This is a genomic window from Paraburkholderia sp. BR14374, assembly GCF_040948685.1.
GTDB classification, from domain to species: domain Bacteria; phylum Pseudomonadota; class Gammaproteobacteria; order Burkholderiales; family Burkholderiaceae; genus Paraburkholderia; species Paraburkholderia youngii.
The window spans coordinates 16,096-38,323 of the sequence record NZ_JBFPKF010000032.1; the positions used below are offsets into that span (position 1 = coordinate 16,096).

At 61.4% G+C, this 22,228-nt stretch carries 18 protein-coding genes; 8 read left to right on the top strand and 10 right to left on the bottom strand.

What is annotated here, in order from left to right:
• Window positions 1-20: 20 nt before the first annotated feature.
• From AB3X86_RS35340 to AB3X86_RS35355, 4 genes are all read left to right on the top strand, one after another.
• On the top strand, window positions 21-1,136 hold the full coding sequence (locus AB3X86_RS35340; protein WP_368599543.1) for an efflux RND transporter periplasmic adaptor subunit: 1,116 nt from the start codon (window positions 21-23) through the stop codon (window positions 1,134-1,136).
• On the top strand, window positions 1,133-4,273 hold the full coding sequence (locus AB3X86_RS35345) for an efflux RND transporter permease subunit (RefSeq protein ID WP_368599544.1): 3,141 nt from the start codon (window positions 1,133-1,135) through the stop codon (window positions 4,271-4,273). The genes AB3X86_RS35340 and AB3X86_RS35345 overlap by 4 nt, the downstream gene beginning before the upstream one ends.
• 73 nt (window positions 4,274-4,346) lie before the next feature.
• A complete protein-coding gene (locus AB3X86_RS35350; protein ID WP_368599556.1) occupies window positions 4,347-5,153 on the top strand; it encodes an oxidoreductase in 807 nt (268 codons plus the stop codon).
• A 365-nt stretch (window positions 5,154-5,518) separates the two neighbouring features.
• Window positions 5,519-7,189 carry a methyl-accepting chemotaxis protein gene (locus tag AB3X86_RS35355; RefSeq protein WP_368599545.1) on the top strand — a complete coding sequence of 557 codons (1,671 nt, stop codon included), beginning with the start codon at window positions 5,519-5,521 and terminating at the stop codon, window positions 7,187-7,189.
• 87 nt (window positions 7,190-7,276) lie between these two features.
• Here AB3X86_RS35355 and AB3X86_RS35360 read toward each other — a convergent pair whose 3' ends face one another.
• From AB3X86_RS35360 to rbsK, 4 genes are read right to left on the bottom strand one after another with little or no spacing between them, the layout of a single operon-like run.
• Window positions 7,277-8,374 carry a LacI family DNA-binding transcriptional regulator gene (locus tag AB3X86_RS35360; protein ID WP_368599546.1) on the bottom strand — a complete coding sequence of 366 codons (1,098 nt, stop codon included), beginning with the start codon at window positions 8,372-8,374 and terminating at the stop codon, window positions 7,277-7,279.
• A gap of 59 nt (window positions 8,375-8,433) precedes the next feature.
• The gene (locus AB3X86_RS35365; RefSeq protein WP_176383157.1) at window positions 8,434-9,393 is read right to left on the bottom strand and encodes a dihydrodipicolinate synthase family protein; all 960 of its coding nucleotides are present in this window, start codon (window positions 9,391-9,393) and stop codon (window positions 8,434-8,436) included.
• Between the two features lie 38 nt (window positions 9,394-9,431).
• Window positions 9,432-10,751 (bottom strand): MFS transporter, encoded by a 1,320-nt coding sequence (locus AB3X86_RS35370; protein WP_368599547.1) that lies wholly within the window; start codon window positions 10,749-10,751, stop codon window positions 9,432-9,434.
• Window positions 10,752-10,804: 53 nt separating this feature from the next.
• Window positions 10,805-11,758: a ribokinase gene (rbsK, locus tag AB3X86_RS35375; protein WP_368599557.1), complete on the bottom strand. Its 954-nt coding sequence runs from the start codon at window positions 11,756-11,758 to the stop codon at window positions 10,805-10,807.
• A 451-nt stretch (window positions 11,759-12,209) separates the two neighbouring features.
• Here rbsK and AB3X86_RS35380 point away from each other — a divergent pair, with 451 nt between their 5' ends.
• From AB3X86_RS35380 to AB3X86_RS35390, 3 genes are all read left to right on the top strand, one after another.
• Window positions 12,210-13,073 (top strand): class I SAM-dependent methyltransferase, encoded by an 864-nt coding sequence (locus AB3X86_RS35380; protein ID WP_368599548.1) that lies wholly within the window; start codon window positions 12,210-12,212, stop codon window positions 13,071-13,073.
• A gap of 125 nt (window positions 13,074-13,198) precedes the next feature.
• Entirely contained in the window at window positions 13,199-14,005 is an 807-nt protein-coding gene (locus AB3X86_RS35385) for a hypothetical protein (RefSeq protein ID WP_368599549.1), read from the top strand.
• Window positions 14,006-14,367: 362 nt separating this feature from the next.
• Window positions 14,368-14,892: an AAA family ATPase gene (locus AB3X86_RS35390; RefSeq protein ID WP_368599550.1), complete on the top strand. Its 525-nt coding sequence runs from the start codon at window positions 14,368-14,370 to the stop codon at window positions 14,890-14,892.
• A gap of 267 nt (window positions 14,893-15,159) precedes the next feature.
• Here AB3X86_RS35390 and AB3X86_RS35395 read toward each other — a convergent pair whose 3' ends face one another.
• The 5 genes from AB3X86_RS35395 to AB3X86_RS35415 all read right to left on the bottom strand — a co-directional run bounded on the left by AB3X86_RS35395 (window position 15,160) and on the right by AB3X86_RS35415 (window position 18,049).
• Window positions 15,160-15,897 carry an LrgB family protein gene (locus AB3X86_RS35395; protein ID WP_368599551.1) on the bottom strand — a complete coding sequence of 246 codons (738 nt, stop codon included), beginning with the start codon at window positions 15,895-15,897 and terminating at the stop codon, window positions 15,160-15,162.
• Window positions 15,898-15,928: 31 nt separating this feature from the next.
• Window positions 15,929-16,402, bottom strand: a complete 474-nt coding sequence (locus AB3X86_RS35400) for a CidA/LrgA family protein (RefSeq protein ID WP_368599552.1) — start codon at window positions 16,400-16,402, stop codon at window positions 15,929-15,931.
• 137 nt (window positions 16,403-16,539) lie between these two features.
• Entirely contained in the window at window positions 16,540-16,950 is a 411-nt protein-coding gene (locus AB3X86_RS35405; RefSeq protein ID WP_368599553.1) for a DUF4148 domain-containing protein, read from the bottom strand.
• A 21-nt stretch (window positions 16,951-16,971) separates the two neighbouring features.
• A complete protein-coding gene (locus tag AB3X86_RS35410) occupies window positions 16,972-17,178 on the bottom strand; it encodes a hypothetical protein (protein ID WP_176105280.1) in 207 nt (68 codons plus the stop codon).
• 559 nt (window positions 17,179-17,737) lie between these two features.
• Window positions 17,738-18,049, bottom strand: coding sequence for a DUF4148 domain-containing protein (locus AB3X86_RS35415; protein ID WP_368599558.1), 312 nt, complete (start codon window positions 18,047-18,049; stop codon window positions 17,738-17,740).
• A gap of 601 nt (window positions 18,050-18,650) precedes the next feature.
• Between AB3X86_RS35415 and AB3X86_RS35420 the strand changes: the two genes are divergently transcribed.
• A complete protein-coding gene (locus AB3X86_RS35420) occupies window positions 18,651-20,570 on the top strand; it encodes a hybrid sensor histidine kinase/response regulator (protein WP_368599554.1) in 1,920 nt (639 codons plus the stop codon).
• Window positions 20,571-20,591: 21 nt separating this feature from the next.
• On the opposite strand, the gene AB3X86_RS35425 is transcribed toward AB3X86_RS35420, so the two are convergent.
• The gene (locus tag AB3X86_RS35425) at window positions 20,592-21,293 is read right to left on the bottom strand and encodes a LuxR C-terminal-related transcriptional regulator (protein WP_368599555.1); all 702 of its coding nucleotides are present in this window, start codon (window positions 21,291-21,293) and stop codon (window positions 20,592-20,594) included.
• Window positions 21,294-22,228 lie beyond the last annotated feature (935 nt).

Genomic DNA, 22,228 nt, shown 5'->3' on the forward strand with positions numbered 1-22,228 from the left:
CTTTCGTCGATGGGTCTTTCATGCTTGCGCGCCGCCTCGCTACCTCAGCCGTCGTCTTCGCCTTGCCGTTTGCGCTGGCCGCTTGCGGCGCAAAAGCACCGCCCGATCCGCGCACGGAGGCGCCGCTGGTGCGTTCCGCCATCGTTCGGGACGCACCGCCTGCCTCGCGCTCATTTACCGGAACCGTAGCCGCCCGGGTGCAGAGCGATCTGGGGTTTCGGGTCTCCGGCAAGGTGCTCGAGCGGCTGGTCAATGCCGGGCAGAGCGTCAGGCGGGGCCAGCCGCTCATGCGCATCGACCCCGTCGATCTGAGGCTGGCCGCGCAGGCGCAGCAGCAGGCCGTCGCGGCCGCGCGGGCACGGGCGCAGCAGACGGCAGAGGATGAAGCGCGCTACCGCGATCTGCGCGGCACGGGCGCCATTTCCGCCTCGGCCTACGACCAGGTCAAGGCCGCGACCGATGCTGCCAAAGCTCAGCTCAGCGCAGCCGAAGCCCAAGCCGACGTCGCGCTCAATGCGAGTCGCTATACGGAGCTGGTGGCCGACGCCGATGGTGTCGTCATGGAAACGCTGGCCGAGCCCGGGCAGGTCGTCAACGCCGGGCAGACCGTGGTGCGCCTGGCTCACGCAGGACGTCGCGAAGCCGTCATCCAGTTGCCGGAAACCCTGCGCCCTGAGGTCGGTTCCGTCGCGCAGGCAACGCTCTTCGGCAAGCAAGACGTCACGGTTCCCGCCGAATTGCGGCAACTATCCGATGCTGCGGACCCGCTCACCCGCACCTTCGAGGCTCGGTACGTGCTCGACGGCACGCTGTCCGATGCACCGCTAGGAGCAACGGTCACCATCCAGATTCCGGATGCGCATCGTTCCGTGCAAAGCGCGCTGAAGGTGCCGCTTGGCGCCCTTTTCGATGCTGGCAAGGGACCGGGAGTATGGGTCGTCGCCGGCGAGCCGCCAAAGGTCTCCTGGCGGCCGGTCACGGTCGAGCACGTGGATGACGACGACGTCCGCATCAACGGCCCGATCAAGCAAGGCGACCGGATCGTCGCGCTCGGCGCGCATCTGCTACGCGAAGGTGAACTGGTCCGTGTGGCGGGCCAGGCTCCCGTGACCGCAACCGAGGGAGCCCGTCCGTGAGCGAAGGTCGTTTCAACCTCTCGGCGCTCGCTGTGCGCGAGCGCTCCATCACCCTGTTCCTGATCTGCCTGATCTCGCTGGCCGGACTCGTTTCATTCTTCAAGCTCGGCCGTGCCGAAGATCCCGCCTTCACGGTCAAGGTGATGACCATCATCACTGCCTGGCCGGGGGCCACCGCGCAGGAAATGCAGGACCAGGTCGCCGAAAAGCTCGAAAAGCGCATGCAGGAGCTGCGCTGGTACGACCGTACGGAGACCTACACAAGGCCGGGCCTCGCCTTCACGACCTTGACCCTGCTCGACAGCACACCGCCTTCGGAAGTGCAGGAACAGTTCTACCAGGCCCGCAAGAAAATCAGCGACGAGACAGGCAACCTGCCGCCTGGTGCAATCGGGCCGATGGTCAACGACGAATACGCAGACGTCACCTTCGCGCTGTTTGCGCTGAAGGCCAAAGGCGAACCGCAGCGCCTGCTGGTACGCGACGCCGAGACGCTGCGCCAGCGGCTGCTGCACGTGCCGGGGGTGAAGAAGGTCAACATCATTGGCGAGCAGGCGGAGCGGATCTATGTCGAGTTTTCGCATGACCGTCTGGCAACGCTGGGCGTCAGTCCGCAGGACGTGTTCGCCGCGCTGAACAGCCAGAATGCGCTGACGCCCGCCGGCTCGGTGGAGACCAGGGGCCCGGAGGTGTTCATCCGCCTCGACGGCGCGTTCGACGCGTTGCAGAAGATCCGCGATACGCCCGTCGTGGCGCAGGGACGCACGCTGAAGCTATCGGACATTGCCACCGTCACGCGTGGCTATGAAGATCCGGCGACGTTCCTGATCCGCAACAACGGCGAACCTGCCCTGCTGCTGGGCGTCGTGATGCGCGACGGCTGGAACGGCCTCGACCTGGGTCGCGCGCTGGACCGCGAGGTGGGCGCGATCAACGGCGGGCTGCCGCTCGGCATGAGCCTGACCAAGGTCACCGACCAGGCCGTCAACATCAGTTCGGCGGTCGATGAGTTCATGGTGAAGTTTTTCGCGGCCCTGCTGGTGGTCATGCTGGTGAGCTTCGTGAGCATGGGCTGGCGCGTGGGCCTCGTGGTTGCCGCGGCCGTGCCGCTGACCCTAGCGGTGGTCTTCCTGGTGATGCTCGCAACTGGCAAGAACTTCGACCGCATCACGCTGGGATCGCTGATCCTGGCGCTGGGCCTGCTGGTGGACGACGCCATCATCGCCATCGAAATGATGGTGGTGAAGATGGAAGAGGGCTACAGCCGCGTTGCCGCCTCCGCTTATGCCTGGAGTCATACCGCGGCGCCCATGCTCTCCGGCACGCTGGTCACGGCGGTCGGCTTCATGCCCAATGGCTTCGCCCGATCCACTGCGGGCGAGTACACGAGCAACATGTTCTGGATCGTTGGGATCGCGCTGATCGCATCGTGGGTGGTCGCCGTGGTGTTCACACCTTACCTCGGCGTCAAGATGCTGCCCGACTTCAAGAAAGTCGAAGGTGGCCACGACGCGCTTTATGACACGCCGCGATACAACGGTTTCCGTCAACTGCTGAAGCGCGTCATTGCGCGCAAGTGGCTCGTCGCCGGTTCGGTCGTGGGCCTCTTCGTGCTGGCCGTCCTTGGCATGGCGGTAGTCAAGAAACAGTTCTTCCCGATCTCCGACCGCCCTGAAGTGCTGATCGAGGTGCAGATGCCGTATGGCACGTCGATCACTCAGACCAGCGCCGCCACAGCGAAGGTCGAAGCCTGGCTGGCCAGACAGAAGGAAGCGAGAATCGTCACCGCCTATGTCGGTCAGGGCGCACCGCGGTTCTACTTCTCGATGGGACCGGAGCTGCCCGATCCGTCATTTGCCAAGATCGTGGTGCGCACGGATAACCAGGACGAGCGCGAGGCACTCAAACAGCGGCTGCGCCAGGCAATCGCCGACGGGCTTGCCCCTGAGGCGCGCCTGCGCGTCACGCAGCTCGTATTCGGCCCCTACTCGCCGTACCCGGTCGCTTACCGGGTCACGGGTCCGGACCCGGACAAGCTCCGCGGTATCGCGGAGCAGGTTCAGCAGGTGATGGATGCGAGCCCGATGATGCGCACCGTCAACACCGACTGGGGCACGCGCACGCCCACGCTGCACTTCACCTTGCAGCAGGACCGGCTGCAGGCGGTGGGGCTGACATCTAGCGCGGTCGCGCAACAACTGCAATTCCTGCTCACCGGCGTGCCTGTCACCGTCGTGCGCGAGGACATTCGCACGGTGCAGGTCATCGCGCGCTCGGCCGGCGAGGTCCGGCTCGACCCGGCGCGGATCGGCGACTTCACGCTGGCTGGCGCCAACGGCCAGCGCATCCCGCTGTCGCAGGTGGGCAAGGTCGACGTGCGCATGGAGGAACCGATCATGCGCCGGCGCGACCGGATGCCGACGATCACCGTGCGCGGTGACATCGCCGATGGCTTGCAGCCGCCAGACGTATCGACGGCGATCACGAGGCAGCTTCGGCCCATCATGGACAAGCTGCCGGACGGCTACCGCATCGAGCAGGCCGGCTCGATCGAAGAATCAGGCAAGGCGACGACAGCCATGTTGCCGCTCTTTCCGATCATGCTGGCGGTCACGCTGCTCATCATCATCCTGCAGGTGCGCTCGATCTCCGCGATGGTCATGGTCTTTCTGACCAGCCCGCTGGGACTGATCGGTGTCGTGCCGACCTTGATCCTTTGCCGGCAGCCGTTCGGAATCAATGCGCTGGTCGGCCTCATCGCGCTATCGGGGATAGTGATGCGCAACACGCTGATTCTGATCGGCCAGATTCACCAGAACGAACAGGCCGGGCTGGATCCGTTCAATGCCGTGATCGAGGCAACCGTGCAGCGTGCGCGGCCCGTGATCCTGACCGCGCTGGCGGCGATCCTGGCGTTCATCCCGCTGACCCATTCGGTGTTCTGGGGGACGCTCGCGTATACGCTGATCGGTGGCACTTTTGCAGGAACGATCCTGACGCTGGTGTTCCTGCCGGCCATGTATTCCATCTGGTTCAGGATTCGGCCGGTCGATACGACAAATCTGCGCAGAGGCAGGCATGAGCCGGCGCAGCCCGCGAAAGAAATGCCGCAGGACGTGCTCGCTGCCAGGCAATGAACCTTGGTTGCAAGATCAATCGGAGCGGCTGATCCGCTATTTATCCCATTCACCTGCATTGAACGGAACTGCCATGTTGAATTCTAAAGTCGTCGTTGTTACTGGTGTGTCGTCGGGGATCGGACGAGCCACCGCGGAGAAGTTTGCCAGCCGGGGTTGCCGGGTATTCGGCACCGTACGCAACGCTACAACCGCGCAATCGATACCCGGTGTTGTGCTGGTCGAAATGGATGTCCGTAACGACGCCTCCGTGCAACATGCAATCCAGAGCGTCATCGCGGAAGCCACGCGCATCGATGTGCTTGTCAATAGCGCGGGCGTGACGCTGCTCGGCGCGACGGAAGAAACGTCGATTGCCGAGGCTCAGTCGCTATTCGATACCAACGTTTTCGGGATTTTGCGCACAACACAAGCGGTACTGCCGCACATGCGCTCGCAACGTTCGGGAAGAATCGTCAATGTGAGCTCAGTGCTGGGCTTCCTTCCGGCTCCGTACATGGGGCTCTATTCGGCATCCAAGCATGCCGTAGAGGGAATGTCTGAAACCTTGGACCATGAGGTGCGCAAGTTAGGAATCCGCGTGGTGCTTGTAGAGCCTTCCTATACCAGGACCAATCTGGATCTCAATGCACCGCATGCGGCTTCCAAAATCGCAGCCTATGACGATGAGCGCGCCATCGTGTCCCGCGCGATTCAAAAAAATGTCGATGAGGCGCCGGCACCTGATGGCGTCGCAACCACGATTGTCGATTCCGCGTTGGGCGCATGGAGAATGAGGCGCGCTCCAAAAGGCCAGGCTTCTCTCCTAAGCAAATTGCGTCGCTTCATGCCTGCTGGACCCCTCGACGCAAACCTGAGAAAGACATTTGGACTCTCGTGAAGTCGCCTACCGATTCATGTCTGGACTGCCAACCGATTTTAAAAATCGCTTTCGCGAATATCACGATTGATTTACAACGCCAGACAAAATTGGTGTGGTCTCCTATGTTCACCGATCCTATTTTGTCTGATAAAAATGCGCTTAAACAATAGCTAATCCCCGATAGAACAAATCAATATCGCGCCAACGTTTGCGGATTCGATAGGCAGGGCAGTCCTGGCTTCAGTTCATTGAGTCTGCCGCCGTAAATGCATATGCGAGGCGCATCAGTTTTCACGGACGCCGGCGCATACCGGTGCGTGACTCGGGCATCAAGAACGATCGCCTGCATTTACGTGTCTTTCCGTCGAAAATGGAAGCGAAAAATGATCCTGAATAACTTGTCTGTGAAGACAAAGCTTACGGTGGCTTTCGGAGCATTGGCCGTTGTAGTACTGATCATTTCAGGACTCGCCTTGAAGGAGCTGAACGACGCGAATGACCGCTGTTCCGGCTACATCAATGGAATTAACGCACGGGCCACAATGGCTGAAGCTGTCCGCACCGCAGTTGATGATCGTGCCGTGGCGGTGCGCAATCTGGTGCTGGTCACCACGCCTGAGGACATCGAGCTGGAAAAGGCCGCCGTCATCGACGCTGAACGCAGAGTCGAGGCTAACCTGGAAAAGTTCAATGCCATGGTAGCGGGCGCTTCCGACATGAGCGACAAGGCACGCAGACTCGCGGCCGAACTTCCGAGGATCGAGGCGCTTTACCGCCCCGTGGCCCTGGAAATCAACAGGCTGGCGGTGAGTAATCAGCGCGACGCGGCGATTGCGGCAATTGATACCAAATGCAGGCCACTGCTTTCGGCTCTGATCAAGGCGTCCAACGAGTACGAGGACTTCACCCGTGAACGCGCACAACAAATGGTCCGCCAATCGAGCGATCAATTCGCGACTCAGCGGAATCTGCTGATTGCAATCTGTCTGGCTGCGCTCGTGCTGGCGGTCGTGGCAGGTGCAGTCATCACCCGCAGCCTCCTACGCGCTTTGGGCGCCGAGCCCGTGGCACTGGTCGAAGTGACGCAGCGCGTGGCCGGCGGCGATTTGAGCCCGGTGGCGGGGGCGAACAGTGCGCCGACCGGAAGCGTGCTCGCCTCGATGGGCAAGATGCAGGTTAGTCTCGTTCACCTGATCGGTCAGGTACGTACTTCCGCCGACAGTATCGCGACGGGTTCGAGCCAGATCGCGTCGGGCAACGTGGATCTTTCCACGCGTACAGAACAGCAGGCTGCGTCACTGCAGGAAACTGCGGCAAGCATGGAGGAGCTGACGTCAACGGTGAAGCAGAACGCCGAGAACGCACAGCAGGCGAGCTCGCTCTCGGCCAACGCATCCGAAGTGGCGGGACGGGGCAATCAGGTCGTTGGCGAGGTGGTCGATACGATGAGCGAAATCAGGACGAGTTCCACCAGAATCGCGGATATCACCGGGATCATCGAGGGGATCGCTTTCCAGACCAACATCCTCGCACTGAATGCCGCGGTGGAGGCCGCCCGTGCAGGCGAGCAGGGACGTGGGTTCGCGGTGGTCGCGAGCGAAGTGCGCAGCCTCGCTCAGCGCTCGTCCAGTGCCGCGAAGGAGATCAAGGATCTGATCAACGCGTCCGTTCAGAAGATCCAGAATGGGTCGTCGCTTGCCAACGAGGCGGGGAAGACAATGGCGGAGGTGACCCAGGCCGTGGCGCGGGTGACCGACATCATGGGAGAAATCGCGGCCGCGTCGACCGAGCAGAGCCGCGGGATCGAGCAGGTCAATCAGGCGATTACGCAGATGGACGAAGTGACGCAGCAGAATGCCGCGCTGGTGGAGGAAGCGGCGGCGGCGTCGAAATCGCTCGAGGATCAGGGCCGGCAGCTGAGCCAGGCGGTTTCGTTCTTCCGTCTGGATTCCCAGGCCGCTGCGCACGCAACGGGCGGAGCTGCTGCCCCGGCAAGCGTCCCGGTAGCACGGCTGCGGACCGCGCCGCGAGCACGAATCCAGGCATCGCTGTAATGCGACGATGGTGCTGTTCGATCAGATTATCGAGCTGCTTCGAAGAGCGCGCCTCCGTGCCCCTAGGCTGCAGGACATCAACAACACTCATCCCACGCACGGCCCGGTTGACCCGCGCACTTTCAATTCCACCGGCACGGCATACCCTTGTCGCGTCGGTCGTCCATCCAGCGCATCGAGCAGATGCTTCGCGGCGACCGTGCCGATCTCGCGCGTGTCCACATGCATCGTGGTCAGTGGCGGCCGCGCTTCGCGCGCGATCGCGAGATCGTCGAAGCCGGTGACCGAAAGCTGCTCGGGTATCGCGATGCCGAGCTCTTCCGCCTCCCGTAAGACGCCCAGCGCAATATGATCGTTGCCGCAGATCACGGCGGTTGGACGCGGCCCCGGTTGTTGCCAGAGCGCGCGCAACGCCCGCCGCCCAAAATCGAGCGTGGATTCACCCTCGATCAGATGCTCCGGCCGAACCGCGAGACCATGGCGTTCGAGCGCGACGCGAATTCCCGCGAGCCGCGCCTGCACGCGGTCGTTATCCCGCGTCGGCTGGATGCAGACCGCGAATGACCGGTGTCCGATCGCGACGAGATGCTCGGTGATCTGCTCATAGGCCGCGCGGTTGTCGAAGCCAATGCAATCGTGGGGGCTTCCCTCGCGCCACGCATAGAGCACGACGTAAGGCACGCGCCACACGCGCAGCGCTTCGAAGAGTTCCGGCGGATGCGCCTCGCCCACGACCGCGATAGCCTCCACGCCACGTGCGAGCATCGCGTGAACCTGAGAGAGCGCTTCATTGGGGCTGTAGTTCGAACATCCTAGAAAAAGCGTGATGCCGCGCGCGGCGAACTCCGCCTGCATGCCGCTCACCTGCGAGGCGAAGACCTGATCGTCGAGCGTCGGAATCACGATGCCCGCAATGTGACTGCGGGTGGACGCGAGCGCGCGCCCGGCCGCATTCGGAAACCAGTTCAGCTCCAGCGCGGCCTGTTCGACGCGCTCGCGCACGCTGTCGGACACCTTGCCGGGCTCGTTGTAGACGCGCGATACCGTCGCCGTGGACACGCCCGCGCGTTTTGCGACATCCGACAGGACAGGGCGGCCCGCGCCGCGGCGGGCGCGCACGCCGGCCGAACGTCCGGTCGGCGACGGTTCTTCGAGAGTGGAGGCGGAGTCAGAGGAGCGAGGCATCAACGGTGTGATTCGAAAAGAACGCCCGTCATCTTACCCGCGGCGGGGTGATGACTGGGTCAAATCCCGGCGGCGATGCGCGAACGGAAATGCTCGGTGCCTTCGACGATCCTGTCGAGCACCGCGTCGAGCGCCCAGAAGCGCTCGCGCACGTCGTAGTCGATTGCGCGGCAACGAATCGACTGAAAAGTGCCGATCCGCTGGTGATACATCTTCGCGAGCGCCGGATAGCCGAGCGCCTCCGACACCGCCGCGAGTACGAGAAAAGTCGAAAGCTCGCGGGCGAGCGCCGGATTCTCGTCGGCGCGGTTGCGCAACCAGTTGTACAGGTCCGGATGAAAGTTCGTGAACACACCGTTGAAGCCTGCCGAGCCGGCTTTCATCGCGTCCCACGCGATCGCGGCATTCGCGTTCAGGATCTTCATGGGCGAGCCCTTCGCCAGCGCGACGCGGCGCTTCACGGTGTCGAGATCGCAGCTGACGTCCTTCAGCATCACGAAGCGGCCGGTATCGATGCACATCTTGAGTTCGTCGTCGGACAGCAGGCGCCGGTAAGGAGCGGGGCACTCGTACAGCCCCAATGGAATGTCGGAAGGAAGGCGGCTCATCAGGCGACGCAGGTTCGCCGTGAACGCTTCGGTGCCTTCGCGGCGCGGATCGAGCCGGTTCGTCACCAGCACGATGCCGTCCGCGCCCGTCGCCGCGGCCGCGTTCAGCTCCTCGGCTTGCGCGTCCGGATCGTCGCTGATATGGCCTGAGACCACGACCGGCGCACGGCCGGCCACGCGCTCGACCACGAAGCGGCCGAGCGCGGCGCGTTCGTCGAGGCTCAGGAATTGCATTTCGCTCGACTGGGCGACCGCGAAGAGCGCGTCCGAGCCATGCGCGAGATACCACTCGATCAGTCGTTCGAGCCCGGCATAGTCGATGGTCCCGGCGTCGTCGAAAGGCGTCAGCATGACGGGAACGATGCCTTCGATCGAGCGCGTCGAGCGCGGTAGGGAAGTGGGGAGGGTCATGTCGGTGTTGTCCTCTTGAGAATTGAAAATGACGCTTCTCAGGCGTGAGCGCGAGCCGGCGTACCCGGTTCGACCTCGAACTCGATCGACTTGCGCACGAGGAAGAGATAGCTCATTGCGCCGATGAAGGCGATTCCCGCGGCCGTCAGCAAAGCCGGCACGAAGGACCACGCCTGCGCGATGTAGCCCGTGAGAATGGGCGCGAGTGCCCCGCCGAGAAAGCCGCCGAAGTTCTGGATGGCGCCGAGCGAGCCGACGCGGTTGGCCGGTGCGGCTGCGGTTGCCAGTGCCCATGAGCAGGCTGATGCTGCATTGGCGAGAAAGATCACGACCGAGATGCAGACGATGGCGATCGTATTGCTTTCGACGAGTGCGGCCGGCACGGTGAACGCCACCATGCCGAGCATCGCGATGACGACCGCGTTGCGCCTGCTCGCCACCGGCGAGGCGCTCCTCTTCGTGATGAGGTCGGAGAACCAGCCTGCGCAGAGCGCGCCGAGAAAGCCGCAGAAGAAGGGCACCGAGGCCGCGATTCCCGTGTGCATCAGAGTCATGTGGCGCTCTGTCGTCAGGTAGCCGGGCAGCCAGGTCAGATAAACCCAGTTCAGATAGACCGAGCCGAAGAAGCCGATCAGCATCCCCCAGGTCGTGACGTTCGAGAACAGCGCGCGCCAGTCGGCGAAGCTGAGCTGCTCGGTAGGCTTCGTCTCCACGGCGCCGCCTTTGAGGTAGTGCAATTCCTCTGCAGTGAGCGCAGAGGGGTTTGGATCACGATAGATAGCGAGCCAGATCACCGCAACCACGAGACCGAGCGCGCCGGTAACGATGAAGGCCCAGCGCCAGTGAAATTCCACCACGAGCACCGACAGGCACAGCGGTGCGAGCGCCGTGCCGAGCGGCGACGCGGAATTGAAGATGCCGGTCGGCTTGCCTCGCGCACGCAGCGGAAACCAGTTGCTCACGACGCGCGCCGCCGACGGAAACTGCGGCGACTCGCCGATGCCGAGCACGATGCGCGCGACGACGAACCAGCCGAAGGTGGACACGATGCCGCCCGCGGCCTGCGCGAGCGACCAGATGATCAGGCCGACTCCGAGCAGCCTGCGCGGTCCGATGCGATCGACGAGGCCGCCGACCGGCAGTTGGAAGAGCGCGTAGCTCCAGGAGAATGCCGACAGCAGCAGCCCCATTTCCCCGAGCGACAGACCGAGATCCTTGCGGATCAGCGGATTCGCGACCGCGAGCGTGCCGCGATCGAGATAGTTCACGATGCCACTCACCATCAGCAGCGTCAGCGCCACGATCTGGGCGCGGCGCACGCGCGGAGGTGCCTGCTCGGATACGGGGGTTGGGTTCATGCTGTCGTCTCCATGTTGTGTTGTGGATAGGCTGCGATCCCGCGCGGCCGGGTCTATCGAACCGTTGCCGGGAACGCGGGTTGCGCCCGCACTTCGGCCTGGGTCGGAATTGATGCCTGCGCGCCTTGACGCGTGACGCTGAGCGCCGCGGCCCGCTGAGCGAAATCGATCGCCTCGCGGATGCTCGCGCCGCGCACCCGCTCAGCCGCGAAGCCGCCGACGAAGGAATCGCCGGCCGCCGTGGTGTCGATCGCATCGACGCGCGGCGCGGGCAGGTGACCTTCCTCCCCGGTTGTCGCGTACCAGACGCCCTCGGCGCCCAGGGTGACGATCACCGTCTCCACGCCTTTCGCACGCAGGTGCGCTGCGGCTTCACGCGCGGACGCCGGGCCATCGACGGGCACGTCCGTCAGCAAGTGGGCCTCGGTCTCGTTGAGAACCATATAGCTGACCTGCTGGTAAAGCGCGTCCGCAAGCGGCTGTGCCGGAGCCGGGTTCAGCAGCACCGGCGTGCCGAGCCTTCCCGCGACTGAAATGGCGTGCCGCACGGTGTCGAGCGGCACCTCGAGTTGGCAAATCAGCATGCCGGCGGCGCCGATGGCGTCTTGCGCCGCATCGACGTGAGCGGGAGTAAGCGCGGCGTTGGCGCCCGGCGAAACGACGATCGTATTCGCACCGTCCGCGGCCACCGTGATGGCGGCGATGCCGGTCGACATGTCGTTCACCATGTGCAGGTGCGCCGTGTCGACGTGCTCGCTGTCCAGACGCGCGCGGAGATGTGCGCCGAAGTCGTCGTCTCCGATGCAGCCGAGCATCGCCACTGAAGCGCCGAGCCGCGCCGCTGCGACCGCCTGATTGGCGCCTTTGCCGCCGGCGAATGTGGCGAACGCGCCGCCGAGCAAGGTTTCCCCTCGCGCCGGCAGACGCTGCGCGTGCACCACGAGATCCATGTTCGCGCTACCTGCGACGATGATCCGGACCGAGGGAGATGCTTCGGTGGAGCGCATGTTAGCGCTTACATTTTCAAATGTTTTTAGGGATGACATGCAATGAGGACCGATGAAGGCTGCAATTCGAAACGTGTTAGCGCTTACATTACGCGCCAAGGCACGACGACGCAATCCAAAAGTCACGACCCTCGGGAAGTCCCCTAAAAAGCTGATGACATGGCGCCCATTCACTTGTCAAAGCCAGATCAAAATGTCGGGGGCGGGGGGGGGGCTGTGACTGCGGCTACGCGAGCAAGCGTCTCCGTTAGCAGCGCCCGGAACATGTCTGGCACTGGCCGAGTCTCCTCGTGAAGTACCCGGCTATGATAAATGTACGCAATGCAGCGAAGCGAAGTACATCCATGAACGCACGCGGCTCTTCGGTCATTACGATGCGGGTGAGGTTCGGCTCCCCCTTGCCTCGAACAAAGGGTAGCTAGTTAAGAACGAATCAGAGCAAGGAGATGACATGGCAGAGCAAAATGCTTATCAGGTGGCCGACTGGAATGGTCAAAGCGGGGAGCGCTGGGTCGCCAACCAGGCCCGGCTCGACGCTATGGTGGCGGTGTTCGGCCAGGCCGCGATAGAAGCCGCCGCGCCCGCGGCGGGCGAGCGCGTGCTGGACGTCGGCTGCGGCGCGGGCGCGTCGAGTCTGGCTCTGGCCGCCCGCGTCGGCCCGGGGGGCCAAGTGCTGGGCGTAGACATATCCGAACCGCTGATCAGCCGGGCGCGCGCGCTTGCGCCACAGGATACGCCGGCCCTGTTCCGAGTGGCCGACGCCAGCAGCGCCGAGTTGCCCGAGGGCGCGTTCGACATCCTGTTCTCGCGTTTCGGGGTGATGTTCTTCGACGATCCGACCGCAGCGTTCGCCCATATGCGACGCGCGCTGCGGCCGGGCGGGCGGGTCGCTTTCGTCTGCTGGCGCGGCGCGGCCGAGAACGATTGGGTGCGCCTGCCGATGGGCGCGATCAAGGGCATCCTCCCGCCGAGCGCGGCGCCCGATCCCGAAGCGCCCGGCCCATTTTCGTTCGGCGACCGGGGTCGCGTGGCACGCATCCTGACGGCGGCCGGCTTCACCGATATCGCTATCGCGCCCTTCGATGCTTCCGTCCCGTTCGGCGAGGGCGGGACGCGGGACGCTGCGATCGACGACGCGGTGAAGATGACGCTTGAGGTCGGCCCGCTGTCGCGCGCGCTCGCTGACAAGCCTGACGACATCCGCGCCCGCGCCTCGGCCGCGGTTCGTGCCGCCTTCGCGGGCCTGCCCGGCGAGCGGTCGGTGATGATCGACGGCGCGGCGTGGATCGTCATGGCACGCAATCCGGCACGCTGACAGGGATTAACAGGGGAGACGCCCCCGCTCGGTAGAGCGGGCGTCGTTGGCCGCTCAGATTGATGCGGTCGAGTTTCCCATGTAAGGCTTTGCGATAGACTGCCTTGATCCTGGAGGGGTTTGTCGTGGCTGATCTCAAAACCGTGCTGGTCCGTTCGAACGTCGCTTGCACCCTTGTTTGCATGTCGCTCCTGGCGCACGCCGGGATGTCGGCAGACTCAGCCACTGTTCCCAATGCGATTGAGCCTGAAACTTCCGCCTCTGCAGATGTCCTGTCCACTCGGCCTTTCGTCGGCGACGACCCGGTTGCCATCAGGGACGCTTTGGCGGGCCAGAGATTCAATGCCGACTCGCTTTCGTTGAGCGATCGCATCAGGAACCTGATCCACGTCCCTGTCCCTAAGGCGCCAAGCGAGCTCGACTCGCCGAAAGCCAGTCTCGAGCGCGACCTTGCTTTCGTCGTACCTGCGCCCTACGGAATACGATATCAGTCAAAGACGCACCTGTTGACGGTAGACGTAGATCTATCCGACGACAACAAGCCGGGAGCGATCCTACTCAAGAAAACCATTACCGGACAACGCGGTCGAGGGCTGGTGGTGGCGCCAGAGGCGAAGGCTAAGGGGTACATCCAACATATCGATCTGATTGTGCTCAAGTCCGGTGAACGGACCAAAACCAGGGTTCACGGACGCGTGACACTCTCGCAGGCGGCGTTCGACGAAGCGAATGGAGACTTCGCGATTGTGCTGATGTGCAGCATGGCGCCGCCTTACCTGACCGATCGACGCGAACATAGTGATCCCAGCAATGACGAGCCCACCGACATCACGACAAGAACCTCGACCCTTTACACCGACATTCACGCCATCTGGTTGGTGAGCCCGCAGCGGGGTATCGTGCTATCGAAGAAACTGCGTCTGTCGAAGTAAAGAGCCATGGATTGTTTTTCGACACAAGCTCTCTCAAGGTGTCGGTTTCGAATCAGACAGAGGAGGCCGCGGCTTCTTAGTGTAAAGCAGTGACCCTTTGCAACGGTTAATAGACGACGGGCAACGCGTCGCTACACCCTCTCTCGTTCGAACGTGATCGGAGTCAGACTGATCAAATATCCGAAATCGACCTCCGGTCAGATGACCTTCTCCAAACCGGTCAGTCAAATGAATTCAGTTTTTGCGAACCGGAGTGCCAATAAGCGGCCGTTGGCGACTTCACCCGATCGGCCATGGCCACTGGAGATCGCGGCAGCAATCCGCGACAATCAGCAAATATTCGAAACCAGGGAGCACGAAAAATGTTGATTGTTTTCGGTGGATTACCGGGCACCGGAAAGACAACGGTAGCGCAAACACTCGCTCGCAAACTCGCCGCAGCTTATCTGCGTATTGATACGTTGGAACAGGCGTTTCTCGCTTCTGGGGTCGGCGGGAAGGATGTTGGACCTGCCGGTTATCTGGCCGGCTACGCAGTTGCGAAAGACAATTTGCGCCTCGGGTTGACCGTCGTCGCGGACTCGGTGAATGCGTTGCATATCACGCGTAGTCACTGGAGAGGTGTGGCGCTCGAAGCAGGTGCACGCGTCTTCGAGATAGAGTTGATTTGTTCTGATACCACTGCGCACCGTCTGAGAGTCGAGGGGCGACGGGCAGATATCTCTGGCCACAACCTGCCGACATGGAAGAGCGTGCTTGAGCGCCGATATGATGCATGGGAATCAGAGCATCTTGTAGTCGACACAGCTACCGTTTCGGTTGAGCAGGCCGTCGAAACTATCACTCATCACGTCTCGACATCAACTCCACAGACTGGGACGCTTTAGCCGTTCAAAGGCATTCGTTTCTTTCGGACAATGCGTCTGGGTGGACGCTGTTCGAGTGACAATTCCGAGCAGGTCCGCGTGGATTTTTGTACCGTACGTTCCTCGTATGGTCGCGGTTGTGTATCTGCCATCTGTCTGAGCGACGCAGGTCAGCGATAGCGTGGCCAGTGCCACTGCCGCCACTGCCTTGAACGCCCGTCCACCGGACGGGCCACACGCCGCCCGGTAACGATAGGAACGCGGGCGCATGCCGGGATCCGCGGTTCGTCAAATCAACCAACCGCTCAGAATGGGCAGGAGCACTGGGAGGACAAACGCCGACATGGTGCCGTTCATCGCCATGCCCAGTCCCGAATAGGCGCCTGCTTCTTCGCTGATCTGAAACGCCCTGGCAGTACCTATGCCGTGGGAAGCAACACCCATTGCAAAGCCGCGCACGTCGTCACGCCGCACACCAACGGTATCCAGGACCAGGTTGCTCAGCGTCGCACCGGTAATGCCGGTCAGGATGACGATCGTCGCGGTGAGCGAGGGCAAACCGCCAATTTTTGCCGAGATCAGCATTGCTACGGCCGTAGTGACCGACTTCGGAGCGACCGACGCGACCGTCACAAACGGACAATGTAGCCAGACACATATCACAATCGCAGAGGCAACAGCCGTGGCCGAGCCCGCGATCAGCCCGCCAAGCAGCGGCACAAGCGCTCGTCTGAGCCTGGGCATCTGATGGTGTAGCGGAATAGCCAATGCAATGACCGACGGGCCCAGTAGAAAGTGAATCAGTTTCGCGCCCGCGAAATATGCGCTGTAGGAGGTGCCTGTCAAATACAGTATCGCGATCATGAGCAACACGGAGATCGCTACCGGGTTGGCCAGGGGATTCTTCCGCGCCAGGGTGTGAAGGCGGCAGGCAACGATGTAGACGCCGACGGTTGCCGTGAGCGCCGGCAGAGGCGACGCGCCCACGATCGCATTGACAGACACGGACAGTTCACCGATTGACATGGCCCCTCCTGCTTGCGGCGGCAGAATCTGCCTAAGCGCGTGGCGCCGTCGCAGCCTTGTGTTGTGATTGCTTTCTGTCGAGCCTCGTCAGCAACATGCCTGTCACTAGCGCAGCAATCGCCATCGAAAGAATCGTGCTGGTAACGATGGCAAGGGCGAGTGCGGACAGTTGGCCTTTCAGCTGCGCCGCGAAGACCATGACGCCCACACCGGCGGGTACAAAAAACAGTGAAAGGTGATTCAACAGTCCGCGAGAGACCTGCTCGACGGCAGGCACGACAGAGGGTTTGGCCGAGAGCAGGCAAAGCAATAGCACCATGCCAAGCACGGGGCCGGGAACAGGAGCTTGCGTGACATAGGCGATTAACTCGCCGAGACACTGAAACCCAAGGAGGATTGCAAACGATCGCGCAACCCCACTATCTGGCGTCGCCGCCTTTGGTGCAGCAGATACGCCGCTCTGCGTCGATGCCGCCGGGCTGGTTTCTCTGGTGCTCATGTCCATGGACTGTCCTCATTTTGCGGACTGGTCAGGGCCGAATCGAGCTGGTAGCTGTCGTACTCTGTACAGCCATGACGCCCCGACGATCCAGAGGCACCGTACCCGGATCGTCGGCGCGGTGTCGGGCGGCCCATCAGCGGTCAATTACCGAAGAAAAGGTTGCAGTAACTTGCGGGACCAACGCACGAAGATGGCGAGGGCTTCGACACCTGCTGGGCACTGCTGGAAGCTGAGGTGCCAACGGTCGTGCCGCCAACGTCATTGCTGCCCGCCTGCTGGCTTGCCTGTGCAGTGGCGTTGGTCGTCGCGCCGCCAAGGTCACTGTGGGCCGCCTGCTGGCTGTCCTGTGCAGCGATCTTCGCTTCGGCAGCCTGAATGTCCGCGGGATACTGGGCATCGAGCGCGTTGGCCGGGTTATAGCCATTCTGCTCAAGCTGCAGAATCTCCGCCTTGACCTGCGCGCGCGTGACCGGCTGCTCCGATTGTGCGAAAGCCGCGATCGGCGCGACGATCGCGGCCGCAAGCCCTACTGCCTGCAAAAGCAACTTCATGATGCACCTCCACACAGTTGTTTATCCGGTACTGCGGCGATGCGGGTGCGCATCGACGATGACCAGAAAATCAAGAACGTCCTTTATCAGGACAGGCCCCGGCTCGGCGTTACGGACGAAAAGCGGGTCTGGCGGCCAGTCGTGTGCCAGACTGACGTAATTCGCCAGACCGACTCCCAGCAGCACTGCGACGAGTGTGAGCGCAACTACGGGTTTGAACTTGCGCATGCGACCTCCTCACGTAAGCACTATCACCATTCCCGGCCGTAGCGTGCTTCGGAAACATCTGGTCAGCGTGCCAGTTTTCTCGAAGTGCTGTCTTGGGCGCATCAACCTCCTCGATACATGGGATCGATGGAATCGCCCCCGGGGACGCGTTTGCCGGACTGCGACGGGGTCGGCACGCTGCCGTTGACGCCGCCATTACTCTTGTGAACCACGCTGGCGTGGTGCAACGGCATCGTTTTATCGCTTTGCGTTGCTGTCGCTGCGCTGCCGGAGCGACAAGGTCCGTACGCGCCTGCGAAAGCAGGTGCAGCCAGCGATGCTGAGCATGCGACCAAAAGGAACGCGACAGTTTTCGCAACTGCGTGGTAAGGCGACTTCATGATGGCCCCCTCATAGTGGTCTATCCGGCACTGCGGCAATACGGGTGCCGACAGACGATAGACGGCAGACGATGGCAAAAAATGAACAACGTGTGCCACGAGGACAAGTCCCATAGCGGCGCTAAGGACGAAAACGACCCGCAGCGGCGGTATCGTCACGGCAGGCCGTTCACCACGCGTCATTGACCGTCCGGATTAACCACCATCGGATGTTGGCCAGAACCGGATTGCGACGAGCCGCCCAGCGGCGCCCCATATCCCGACGTATCCTGGCCATTTGCGCGCTGCGCGGCCACGCGCGCTTCGGCAGCCTGAATATCCGCGGGATATTGGGCATCGTTTTTGGCAGCAGGGTTATAGCCATTCTGTTCGAGCTGCAGCAACTCTGCCTTGACCTGGTCACGCGTGACCGGCTGATCCGATTGCGCTAAAGACGCCATCGGCGCGGCGATCGCGCCCGCTAGTGCAACTGCCTGGATAAGCCACTTCATGATGCACCCCCTCATGGTTGTCCATCCGGCACTGCGGCAATACGGGCGCCCGTACGCACTGCGTTTTCCGCGCCGGCCGGTTATGGAGACGTACTCACAATAGGCACTCGACAGGAGAAGAAGGCGGCCCAGTTGTGCGGTCATTAACGCCCTCCTTGTGTCAAATTATGTTGCGTTAATTCGCCGTGAAACCGTGTCAGTTGTAATTACGTCGATAGTTTGATGTTCGGTATTAAATGTTCCTTTGCTGGAGAATAAATGTTCGGTGTCGTTTTACGATTGTTCGGCATGATGCCGTTGTCAGAGTAAGGAGCGTGCCCGGTTACGGAAGTAGTTCGACGCGGCATACATGGAGCGACCAATATCGCAACTGGCGAGCCGTGCTTGCTGGTACTGCGGGCGGTTGGAACGATCTGCGTGGATCACGAACATTTGTTCGGCCTAAAACAGCACACTTGTCATCGACTTGCTGGCGGACTGCTAGCACAATAGTCTGTAGCTGCCCCTGATTCCCGCCCGGAGGCCTGTTATGGCGTCCTGTTCTCGAACATCAAGTGATTCTGACGCGAGGGAAAATGTCAGGGCCAGAACACCAGTGGGCGTGAGTGAAACGATTCAGGAAATCGCGCGCCGCAGGTTCGCTGAATTCAGAAAATTTTTTGTCGGACCGGTTGCCGTTGCAGCACTCAGTGCTGAACAGGATCTCCTCGTCAAACGCAAATTATTGCAATCGCTGTCCCGCCGGTCGGTATATTGGATCGCGCTTTTGTTGGTCGTAAGCCCGTTCTGGTTCATAGTTGGAGCCTGGACCAAAACGTCGGATATCTATCCATGGTTCCGTGTCGTCTGGATCATGGGACTCTGGGGGCTGGCGGCTCCTTTCGCAGCATACTTACTGAAAAAAACAATGATGCTCCCGAAGCACGCCGGCGTCAGCGCGGTCGGGCAGCTACATTGGGCATGGGCTGTATTGGTCATGCTGACATCGTTCTGGTGGGCTGCGGCCAGCTTTGGGCTAATACCACCCACCTACGTAGTCGGCGTGATCGTCCATAGCCACCACTTCAGATTTGCCAGGTATGGCTTCATGGAACTGACTATGATCGGCCAGGCAATTACGTTGCTGCTGCTCGCACCCAGTTTTCGTGCGGCTTTCGGTGCACTGCTGGTCGGCGCGATCCCATTCGCATTTGACATGGCACCGGGGTTTTTTATTCACCGGCCGGGAATGTTTGACTGGTATACGGCTCAACTAATTGGCTATTGCGTCGTCGCCTGGTACATCTGCAACGATCAGCAACTCATATGTGTAAAAGAGGTTGTTCTCGAGGAAGCGCGAGCTCAGGCGGTAGCGGCAATGCTGGAAAAGAACCAGTTTATGGCTGCGATAAGCCATGACTTGCGCCAGCCGCTCACCACGCTCGGCCTGAAGTTAGGTTTTATCGAGCGATGCGTTAAATCGACCAGCCTGGCCGTAGACGTCTCAATTGCGCAAAGGCAGGTGGCTGCGATGGAAGGGATGATTAACGGGGCACTGGATATCTGCCGCCTCGAGTCCGGCACCTGGAGTGTGGAAATCCAGGAGGTAGCGCTGACTTCCCTTTTACGCGGCATAGTTGCGGATATGCAGCCGCTGGCTGAGGCGAAGGGGCTGAGGTTAAGACTCCATAGTCGCCCCTATCTGGTCCGCACCGATCAACATGCGTTGGACAGGATCGTGCGAAATATGGTGACCAATGCGGTCCGTTACACGCCTTCCGGGCAGGGAGGAAAGAACGGACATGTTCTGGTGAGTTGCCAGAGGCGTGGCACCTGCGTAAGGATAAGTGTCTGGGACAACGGGATCGGTATCCCTGAAGATAGACAGGCGGATATCTTCAAAAGCTATGTCCAGGTTGCCAATCCCGAGAGGAATCGCGATAAAGGGTTCGGACTGGGTCTGGCCATTGTCCAGGGGCTCGCGAACCTTCTTGGTCACAAACTGGATGTGAACTCGGCACCCGGGCGGGGATCGCGTTTTTCCGTGACGGTCCCCTTCGTGGAACGCATATCGCCGGAGTTGCTCGGCGAGGTTCAAACGGTTGAAGACGGCGAAGCGGACCTGACCGATATGGTCGTGGCGATCATCGAAGACAACAGCGACCTGAGAATCGAAATATCGATGCGCCTGATCGAGCATGGCTGCTACGTCGTGGCGGGGGAATCATCATCCGACGTCATCGAACAGTTGCGCATTGAAGCGCTGGCAAGTGGTCCGCACTTCATCCTCTCAGACTACCGGCTGGAAAACGAGGACGGTATTGCTGCGATTGCGGCGGTCCGCGCTGCTACCGACGCTTCGATCCCGGCGATCCTGTGGTCGGGGGACACCTCGTCAGCTGTGCTCAAAAAAGTTGCCGCCAGTGGCATGAAGCTTTTGTCGAAACCGGTTTCCGAACAGACCTTATTGACCTTACTTGCAAAACATAAGCCCCAGGAAAATCGGCCGAAGGCGGGTGCTAGTGTTCGCAGCGAAACATAAATCGCGGTATAGCAGAGATCTTCATGATGGTCCCTTGTCTGGACCGCTTCCACCGCCCAACTCAGCATTGACTCTGAGTGCCGCTTCTACGCGGTTTCTGACTCGAAGTTTGTCGTAGATAACACAGGATACCTGTCGGACATGTCCTTCGGTGACGTTAAGCTCTCTAGCGATCTGTTTCCCCGAGAGGCCACGTGCAATGCAACGCCCCACGTCCCACTCGCGAGGAGAAAGCCCAAGATGGTGCTCATTCCGGCTAGCTGAGGGCGCTTGTGTCGAGCGGGCAAAGCGGAGCAGGACCTCTTCCGGAATCCAGAGTTCACCTCCCAGGATCCTGCTCAGTCCAATGAACATTTTTTTGTGCGCGCCTCCTTTCAACAGGATTCCCCGAGCGGCGTAGTCACGCATGCACACGCGCAAAATTTCAACTTCCTGATCGTTCCCAGGAGTGAGTCCTGTGCAGACGACCACGGGAACTTTAGATGGATTTCCGGCCTGGAAATGCTCAAGTGTCGCGGCGCCACGGTTCTCATCGTCCAGATTAAGATCCAGGAATACCAGATCGGGGGGAGGTGCCTTGTTGACTTCTTCAAGCGCGCGGGCAAGCGTAAAGACGGGCGTGACGTCGATTGGGGTTGCGCTCAGTTCCGAAGCGTGTGTTTGTAAATATTCGGAAAGGGCGACGCAAAGAAGTTCGTGGTCATCGACCCACAGGATTTTCATGGTCGCTTCTCCTCTTCAGACATCCGAGAAAAGCAATCGATCGCCGCTACGTTTGTCCGCAGCACTACTCTGACAGCGTAGCCAGCGTTGCCGAGCAACGGTCTCTACCCCGCAGGATGTGCCATGTTCGCGCCGTGCGCCGCGGCGGAATTTCACGCGCTTCTCCCTTTGGGGAAAATCGGCGTAGGTAAGTCGTATTGCGCTGCTCGACCTGGGACGTGCATCCCTGCAAGGAAAATGCTACTGGTTTTACAGCGTTCGCGATCGCGAATGACATCATCGCAAAGCGCCCAAGGGTGAAACGCTCTTGCGAAGTATAGGCTCGCGAAACTATGCCAGCGATGATGCTTTGCACCATTCTTGCCTTTGGCGTGTCAGTACTGACTTGGGGCGCGTCATGCTGCCTGAGCAACCGAGGCTGGCCGGTGTGGTTGGGGACTGCCGCGACGTTCCGCTAACTAGCTCGAACAACAAGACGCGTAGGCGCGGGCGTTGCCATACCATCCGCTACGCCGCGGCACCCCCGTGTGCACCGGTAACGCATTTTCTACATCATGTGGTGAACGGCAGACAGTGACTGGTCGGCTAGCGTCGATCCGGCCCACATCCGATATGGGTCAATTCGCTGACGAAGCGCGGGGCTTAGAATGGTCGCTGAATGACTGGACTGGCATCAGCAGCCATGCTGATGCTGCTCGATTCGCACGGCGCGAATCCTGCGGCCCACGGGTCGGGACTGCAGTCGTCAACCGACACATCGCGACTGCGGCGCCGTTCACGATGGGCGCGCGCTCCATGGATCGGCCGGTGTCACTGACCGGCATATTCGAGCCATTCCGGGATCGGCGTAATCGAGCCACCGGATGATCGCCGCAATCGAGCCAGTGCATGATCGGCGCAATCGGGCCACTCGATGATCGGCGTATTGGAGCCAC

Coding starts and splice junctions, on each gene's coding strand:
- AB3X86_RS35340 (WP_368599543.1), top strand. CDS start 21: ATGCTTGCGCGCCGCCTCGCTACCTCAGCCGTCGTCTTCGCCTTGCCG.
- AB3X86_RS35350 (WP_368599556.1), top strand. CDS start 4,347: ATGTTGAATTCTAAAGTCGTCGTTGTTACTGGTGTGTCGTCGGGGATC.
- AB3X86_RS35355 (WP_368599545.1), top strand. CDS start 5,519: ATGATCCTGAATAACTTGTCTGTGAAGACAAAGCTTACGGTGGCTTTC.
- AB3X86_RS35360 (WP_368599546.1), bottom strand. CDS start 8,374: ATGCCTCGCTCCTCTGACTCCGCCTCCACTCTCGAAGAACCGTCGCCG.
- AB3X86_RS35365 (WP_176383157.1), bottom strand. CDS start 9,393: ATGACCCTCCCCACTTCCCTACCGCGCTCGACGCGCTCGATCGAAGGC.
- AB3X86_RS35370 (WP_368599547.1), bottom strand. CDS start 10,751: ATGAACCCAACCCCCGTATCCGAGCAGGCACCTCCGCGCGTGCGCCGC.
- rbsK (WP_368599557.1), bottom strand. CDS start 11,758: ATGCGCTCCACCGAAGCATCTCCCTCGGTCCGGATCATCGTCGCAGGT.
- AB3X86_RS35380 (WP_368599548.1), top strand. CDS start 12,210: ATGGCAGAGCAAAATGCTTATCAGGTGGCCGACTGGAATGGTCAAAGC.
- AB3X86_RS35390 (WP_368599550.1), top strand. CDS start 14,368: ATGTTGATTGTTTTCGGTGGATTACCGGGCACCGGAAAGACAACGGTA.
- AB3X86_RS35395 (WP_368599551.1), bottom strand. CDS start 15,897: ATGTCAATCGGTGAACTGTCCGTGTCTGTCAATGCGATCGTGGGCGCG.
- AB3X86_RS35400 (WP_368599552.1), bottom strand. CDS start 16,402: ATGGACATGAGCACCAGAGAAACCAGCCCGGCGGCATCGACGCAGAGC.
- AB3X86_RS35405 (WP_368599553.1), bottom strand. CDS start 16,950: ATGAAGTTGCTTTTGCAGGCAGTAGGGCTTGCGGCCGCGATCGTCGCG.
- AB3X86_RS35410 (WP_176105280.1), bottom strand. CDS start 17,178: ATGCGCAAGTTCAAACCCGTAGTTGCGCTCACACTCGTCGCAGTGCTG.
- AB3X86_RS35415 (WP_368599558.1), bottom strand. CDS start 18,049: ATGAAGTGGCTTATCCAGGCAGTTGCACTAGCGGGCGCGATCGCCGCG.
- AB3X86_RS35425 (WP_368599555.1), bottom strand. CDS start 21,293: ATGAAAATCCTGTGGGTCGATGACCACGAACTTCTTTGCGTCGCCCTT.